Genomic DNA, 5390 nt, shown 5'->3' with positions numbered 1-5390 from the left:
CGGCGGCCGGCAGGCCCGGCCGCGGCGGCACCAGCGGCCCGGCCAGCCGCGCCAGCGCCGGGTTGGCCGCCAGCAGGCGCCCGCCGGCATCCAGCAGCGCCATGCCCTCGGACGCCGCCTCGGCCAGCAGGGCAAAGGCCTCCGGCAGGCCCGGCCGGCGCGGCCAGAGCCGCAGCAGCCCGGGCCTAGCCACCGCCGGCCCGCCCCTGCAGCCGCCAGACATAGGCGATGATCTCGGCGACGGCTTGCCAATGCTCCGGCGGGATCTCGGTATCCACCTCCAGCCGCCACAGGGCGCGGGCGAGCGGCGGGTTGGCGACCACCGGCACGCCATGCTCCTCGGCCGCCGCGCGGATGCGCGCCGCCATCGCATCCACTCCCTTGGCCACCAGGCGCGGCGCCGCCGCCTGCCCCTGGTCGTAGGAAAGGGCGACAGCGTAATGGGTCGGGTTCGTCACGACAACGGCGGCCTTCGGCACGGCGGCCAGCATCCGCTGCCGCGCCCGCGTCTCCCGCAGCCGGCGCTGCCGCGCCTTCACCTGCGGGTCGCCCTCGGCCTCCCGCATCTCCTCCTTCAGCTCTTCCCGGCTCATCCGCAGCTGCCGCAGGTGGCGCCAGCGCACCAGCAGCACGTCCAGTGCCGCCAGCACCGCGAAGGCGCCCAGCGTCACCAGCATCAGGTGCAGCACGCCGCGGCCGATCGCCGCCGGCAGCATCCCCGGCGGCTGCTGCAGCGACGCCTGCAGCGCCGAGAGATCCACCGAGAACCAGAGCGCCGCGCCGACCACCGCCAGCTTCAGGACGGTGCGCAGCAGCTCGATCAGCGCCTCGGTGCCGAACAGGCGCCGCAGCCCGGCCAGGGGGCTGATGCGCGAAAGCTCGGGCTGCAGCGACTCCGCCCGCAGCAGCGGCCCGGTCTGCCCCAGGCTGGCCAGGATCGCGGCGATGGCCACCGCGCCCAGCACCGGCAGCAGGGCCAGCGTCGCGGCGCGCAGCAGCAGCAGCGCTTCCTCCGCGCCGGGATCCGGCGCCTCCGCCAGCACCCGCAGCGCCCGCAGCCAGTCGAGCCCCATGGCAGGCAACGCCAGGAAGCCGGCCAGGGTCGCCGCCAGCAGCGTGGCGAAGGACACCGCTTCCCGCGACAGGGGGACCTGCCCATCCTCCCGCGCCCGGTCCAGCCGCCGCTGCGTCGGGGCTTCCGTCCGGTCCTCGGCGTCCTTCGGATCGCCCTCGGCCATGGCTCAGCGGCCCCGGCGCGGCAGGGTCATGGCGGGCGGCAGGACGCCCGGGGCAAGGCCGGGCAGCGCGCGCAAGGGCATGCCCCGGCGGCCCGTCACGGCAGCCCGGGCAGGGATTCGAAGCCCTCCCGCAGGGCCGCCAGCCAGCCGCCGAGCAGCCCCGGCAGCAGCGCCGCCAGCAGCAGCAGCCCGGCCAGGATCTGCCCCGGCGCCGCCAGGATGAAGACCGGCACCTGCGGCGTCAGCCGCGCCAGCAGGCCGAGCGCGAACTGCCCGAGGATCCCGGCCAGGATCAGCGGCGCCGCCAGCCGAAGCGCGAGGGAGAGGCTGTCCGCCACCGCCTGCGCCAGCAGCCCGGCCTGGGCCGGCAGCGGCAGCGCCGCGCCCGGCGGGAAGGCGTCATAGCTTTCGGCCATGGCGCGCAGCGGCAGGGCATAGAGCCCGGTGGAGAGCACCAGCATGGCCGCGGCCAGGCCGAACAGCCGCGACAGCGCCGTCGCCTGCGCGCCGAAGACCGCATCCCCCTGCAAGGGGCTGGCGAGGCCGACCATCAGCGCCATCACCTGCCCGGCCTGGGCCAGCGCCAATTCCAGCAGCCGCGCCAGCAGGCCCAGCCAGACGCCGATGGCGATCTCGATCAGCAGCAGCCGCAGCAGGTCGGACGGGTCGCCGGGCAGCGCCGGCAGGCCGGGCTGCACCACCGGCAGCACCAGGGCGGTGAGCGCGAGGGCGAGCGCGAGGCGGATGGTCGCCGGCACCTCCGCCGCGCCCAGGCCCGGCAGCAGCAGCAGCGCGCTGCCGACCCGCGCCAGCACCAGCACGGCATGGAACACCAGGTCGGGCAGCGGCCCGGTCATGCGCCGCGCCGCCTCACCGGCCCTGGCCGCCCAGCGCGACGATGCGGTCGTAGAGCTGGCCGGCATAGCCCTGCATGGCCAAGGTCATGCCCGGCCCGGTCACCAGCAGCACCACGGCCAGCACCAGCAGCTTGGGCAGGAAGGCCAGCGTCGCTTCCTGCACCTGGGTCACCGCCTGCAGCACGGAGACGATGAGGCCGATGGCGAGCATCGCCAGCAGCGGCGGCCAGGCGAGCTGGATGGTCAGCCACAGCGCCTCGCGCAGCGCGAGCGCGGTCGGGTCCTCGGTCATCCTCTCCCCTTCCTCCCGCGGCGCGGGGGTCCATCCTGGTGGGGCGTGCGGCGCGGCGGCGGGCCCGCGGGCCGGCAGGCGGCGTCACGCGGTCCCCGGGCGCGGCCGCGCGGGCAATGCCCGCGCGCGGCCGCCAAGGGGGCCGCGGTCAGATCGGCATGCGCATCACGTCCTGATAGGCGGCGACGACGCGGTCGCGCAGCGTCACCGCGGTCTGCAGCGCCATCTCGGCGCGGGAGACGGCCAGCACGACATCCGTCACGCTGCCCTGGCCGACCAGCGCCTGGGTGCTGCTGGCATCGGCGGCGCGGCCGAGCTGCACGCCATCCTCCATGGCGCGGCGCAGCGCGCTGCCGAAATCGGCGCCCGGCGCGGCCTCCACGCCCTCCCCCGGCTGGGACTGCGCCGCGCGATAGGCCGCGGCCGCCTGAAGCGGGCCGATGCCGCCGGCCATCAGCGCAGCGACTCGATGGTGCGGGTCAGCATGCCGCGCGTGACCTCGAGCACGGAGAGGTTGGCGCTGTAGCTCCGCTGCGCCTCCCGCATGTCCATCATCTCGACCAGGCTGTCGACATTCGGCCGCTTCACATAGCCCTTGTCGTTCGCCGCCGGGTGGCTGGGGTCGTGCACCTGCGGGAAGTCGCCCGGCGCGGTGCCGATGCGGCGCACCGCCACCATGTCGGCGCCCATCTCCCGGTCCAGCTTGCTGCCGAAGGTGACGGTCTTGCGCCGGTAGGGGTCGGCGCCGGGCGCTTCGCCGGTGCTGTCGCGATTGGCTAGGTTCTCCGCCACCACCCGCAGGCGGGTGGACTGCGCGGCCATGCCGGCGGCCGAGATGCGCAGCGCGCGTTCCAGATCCATGCCTACCCTCTCCCTGCTTGCCTGCGGCGGGGCGGGCGGCGCCCCGGCGCGGCGGCCCGGGCGCGGGGCCCGGCCCCGAAGACGTCGATGCGATGCGGCCCGCGCATCCCGCCGGGACGCGCCAGCCGGATTACTGGGTGCGCCCCAGGGCGGTGCGGAACATGCCGAGCCAGCGACGGTGCAGCCCGATCGCCAGCGCATGCGCGTTGTCGGTGTCGGCGACCTTCAGCGCCTCCCGGTCCAGGGAGACGCGGTTGCCGTTCGGCGAGGCCTCGACCGCCGCGCGGTCGGGCCGCGCCCGCGGGTCCCGCGCCGGCGCCAAGTGCTGGTCGTCGGTGCGGGCCATGGCGACGGCGGGGCCGGCGCGCTGCATGACGAGGCGGGAGAAATCCGACAGGTCGCGCGGCCGGTAGCCCGGCGTGTCGGCATTGGCGATGTTCTGCGACAGCACGCGCTGCCGGGCATCGAGCCAGGCGAGCCGGCGCTCGGCCAGGGCGACGGGGGCGCTATGCGACGGGTCCATGCCGACATCCTGGCCGGCCGCCGGCGAAGATTTGGTAAAGCGCGGCGGCCGGGCGCCCCCCAACCGCGCGCCGCCCCGGCCTATGGCTGCTGGCTGCGCTTCGAGAGCGAGACCGCGTAGGGCGCCGGCCGCGCCCGCAGGATCGGGTCGTCGCTGAACTCCACCCCCGGCGCATTGGCCAGCGCCAGGTAGCTGATCCGGTCGCAGGCGCCGCCGGGGCCGGCCGCCACCTCGGTCACCAGCAGCCGCCCGACCGTGGTCCGCGGCCGGTCGTCGGGCCAGGCCATGGTCGGGTCGTTCAGGTCGTCCCCGGGGCCGGGGAATTGCAGCACCATGTCGAAGGCGACCGGCGCCCGCGCCACCCGGCCGCGCAGTTCCTCCGCCAGGAAATCCGTCGGCAGGCTGCGCATCTGCTCCTCGGTCAGCCGCGCCACCCCCGCCGCAGGCTCGAACACCCAGCGGGCCGGCCGCACCTCCCCGTCCGCGCCGCGGAAGCGGAAGGTGTTCACCCCCCAATAGGGCGTGCTGGCGAAGCTGGCGGGCGGGAGGGTCGCCGCCAGCCAGCGGCCCTGCAGCGCCACCTTCGGGTTGGCGGCGACGAAGGCGTCGATCCTCGCCTGGTCCGGCCGGCCGGTCGCCGGGTCCGGCCGACGGACCCGCAGGTTCTCGACGAAGGCCTCGGGCGTCGGCGCACCGAAGATCGGCGCCGAGATGTTCGCCATGTCCCAGGGCGCGGCGCCGGGCGGCTGGAAGCGGATGGACAGGCCGCGCGTGCTGCGGGCGGTGTCGGAGGCGGTGGGTGTGCTGCCGCCGACGCCGAAGCGGATGATGGCCGGCACCGCCTGGCCGCCGAACACCGGCGAGACCGAGAGCCGCGTCCCCTCCGGCGTGGCGGTGAAGCTCCCGGCGGCGCAGGTGCCCTTGGCATGGCTGGGGCGATGGGTGCGGATCGGGCCGACCACGCCCTCGAAGGCCTCGATCACCTGCACCGCCGTCGGCGCCTGGGCCGCGGCGGGGCCGGCAAGGCCGAGGGCGATCATGGCCGCGGCGGCGGGAATGGCGCCTCGGGCTGCTGGCATGTGGTCTGTCCTCCCTGCGGGGGTGCGCGGCCCGGGCCGGGCGGCGCCCCCGCCTTCCTCTATACCGGGGCCCGGCGGCGGCACCATGCCCGGCGGCGAGGCTTCCTTAACCCCGGCGCCGCCAGACTTGCCCGCATGACGCCCTGCGCCCAGTCCCCAGCGCCTGCCCTCGCTGCCATCGACGCCATGCGCGGCACCCTCGCGGTGGCGCGAGCGCTGGTCGAATCCGGCCGGCGCATCGACCTGCAGGGGCTGGATGCCGGCGCCGCCGTGGTCTGCGCCGCGGTGGAGATGCTGCCGCCCGAACATGCGCGGCCGCTCCGCCCCGCCCTGCTCGCCCTGCTGGACGAGGTGGACGGCCTGGGCGCCGCCCTCGCCCCGCCGGGCGGCTGATCCCTTCCCCCCACCGCGTCGGCAGGAGGCCGCCGGTTGTTCACCACCCCCGATGCCATCCTGACCTCGGCCGGCGCGCTCGCCGCGCTGGCCCTGCCGCTCTGGCTCGCGGCGCGGCTGCTGCGCGCCCGCCGCGGCGGCCCGGGC

At 76.3% G+C, this 5390-nt stretch carries 9 protein-coding genes; 1 reads left to right on the top strand and 8 read right to left on the bottom strand.

Going from position 1 to position 5390, the window contains the following annotated elements; all coding sequences use genetic code 11:
• The 8 genes from E2C05_RS28335 to E2C05_RS28300 form a co-directional block, all read right to left on the bottom strand.
• Window positions 1–193, bottom strand: a 193-nt coding sequence (locus E2C05_RS28335; protein ID WP_158292428.1) for a PAS domain-containing protein, incomplete at its 3' end; no start/stop codon positions are given.
• A complete protein-coding gene (locus E2C05_RS28330; protein WP_133222994.1) occupies window positions 186–1238 on the bottom strand; it encodes an EscU/YscU/HrcU family type III secretion system export apparatus switch protein in 1053 nt (350 codons plus the stop codon). The genes E2C05_RS28330 and E2C05_RS28335, both read right to left, overlap by 8 nt.
• Window positions 1239–1333: 95 nt before the next feature.
• Window positions 1334–2095 (bottom strand): flagellar biosynthetic protein FliR, encoded by a 762-nt coding sequence (locus E2C05_RS28325; RefSeq protein WP_133222993.1) that lies wholly within the window; start codon window positions 2093–2095, stop codon window positions 1334–1336.
• 13 nt (window positions 2096–2108) lie between these two features.
• Window positions 2109–2387 (bottom strand): flagellar biosynthetic protein FliQ, encoded by a 279-nt coding sequence (locus E2C05_RS28320; protein WP_133222992.1) that lies wholly within the window; start codon window positions 2385–2387, stop codon window positions 2109–2111.
• A gap of 148 nt (window positions 2388–2535) precedes the next feature.
• Window positions 2536–2841: a flagellar hook-basal body complex protein FliE gene (locus E2C05_RS28315; protein WP_133222991.1), complete on the bottom strand. Its 306-nt coding sequence runs from the start codon at window positions 2839–2841 to the stop codon at window positions 2536–2538.
• Window positions 2841–3248 carry a flagellar basal body rod protein FlgC gene (gene flgC / locus E2C05_RS28310; RefSeq protein WP_133222990.1) on the bottom strand — a complete coding sequence of 136 codons (408 nt, stop codon included), beginning with the start codon at window positions 3246–3248 and terminating at the stop codon, window positions 2841–2843. Before flgC ends, E2C05_RS28315 begins: the two co-directional genes overlap by 1 nt.
• 130 nt (window positions 3249–3378) lie before the next feature.
• Complete coding sequence (locus E2C05_RS28305) at window positions 3379–3771, bottom strand: flagellar basal body rod protein FlgB (RefSeq protein WP_133222989.1); 393 nt, start codon at window positions 3769–3771, stop codon at window positions 3379–3381.
• 80 nt (window positions 3772–3851) lie between these two features.
• On the bottom strand, window positions 3852–4850 hold the full coding sequence (locus E2C05_RS28300; RefSeq protein WP_158292427.1) for a catalase family peroxidase: 999 nt from the start codon (window positions 4848–4850) through the stop codon (window positions 3852–3854).
• Window positions 4851–4985: 135 nt separating this feature from the next.
• On the opposite strand from E2C05_RS28300, the gene E2C05_RS33515 reads away from it, so the two are divergent.
• Entirely contained in the window at window positions 4986–5243 is a 258-nt protein-coding gene (locus E2C05_RS33515; protein WP_205083144.1) for a hypothetical protein, read from the top strand.
• The last annotated feature ends 147 nt before the right edge of the window (window positions 5244–5390 follow it).

Source organism: Paracraurococcus ruber (genome assembly GCF_004353985.1).
Classification (GTDB): Bacteria; Pseudomonadota; Alphaproteobacteria; order Acetobacterales; family Acetobacteraceae; genus Paracraurococcus; species Paracraurococcus ruber.
The sequence above is the reverse complement of the archived record's forward strand: the minus strand, read 5'-3'. Positions and strand labels throughout refer to the sequence as shown.

Bases quoted from the DNA above. Each gene is read 5' to 3' on its own strand.
- E2C05_RS28325 (WP_133222993.1), bottom strand. From the start codon at position 2,095: ATGACCGGGCCGCTGCCCGACCTGGTGTTCCATGCCGTGCTGGTGCTG.
- E2C05_RS28300 (WP_158292427.1), bottom strand. From the start codon at position 4,850: ATGCCAGCAGCCCGAGGCGCCATTCCCGCCGCCGCGGCCATGATCGCC.
- E2C05_RS33515 (WP_205083144.1), top strand. From the start codon at position 4,986: ATGACGCCCTGCGCCCAGTCCCCAGCGCCTGCCCTCGCTGCCATCGAC.
- E2C05_RS28315 (WP_133222991.1), bottom strand. From the start codon at position 2,841: ATGGCCGGCGGCATCGGCCCGCTTCAGGCGGCCGCGGCCTATCGCGCG.
- E2C05_RS28330 (WP_133222994.1), bottom strand. From the start codon at position 1,238: ATGGCCGAGGGCGATCCGAAGGACGCCGAGGACCGGACGGAAGCCCCG.
- E2C05_RS28320 (WP_133222992.1), bottom strand. From the start codon at position 2,387: ATGACCGAGGACCCGACCGCGCTCGCGCTGCGCGAGGCGCTGTGGCTG.
- E2C05_RS28305 (WP_133222989.1), bottom strand. From the start codon at position 3,771: ATGGACCCGTCGCATAGCGCCCCCGTCGCCCTGGCCGAGCGCCGGCTC.
- flgC (WP_133222990.1), bottom strand. From the start codon at position 3,248: ATGGATCTGGAACGCGCGCTGCGCATCTCGGCCGCCGGCATGGCCGCG.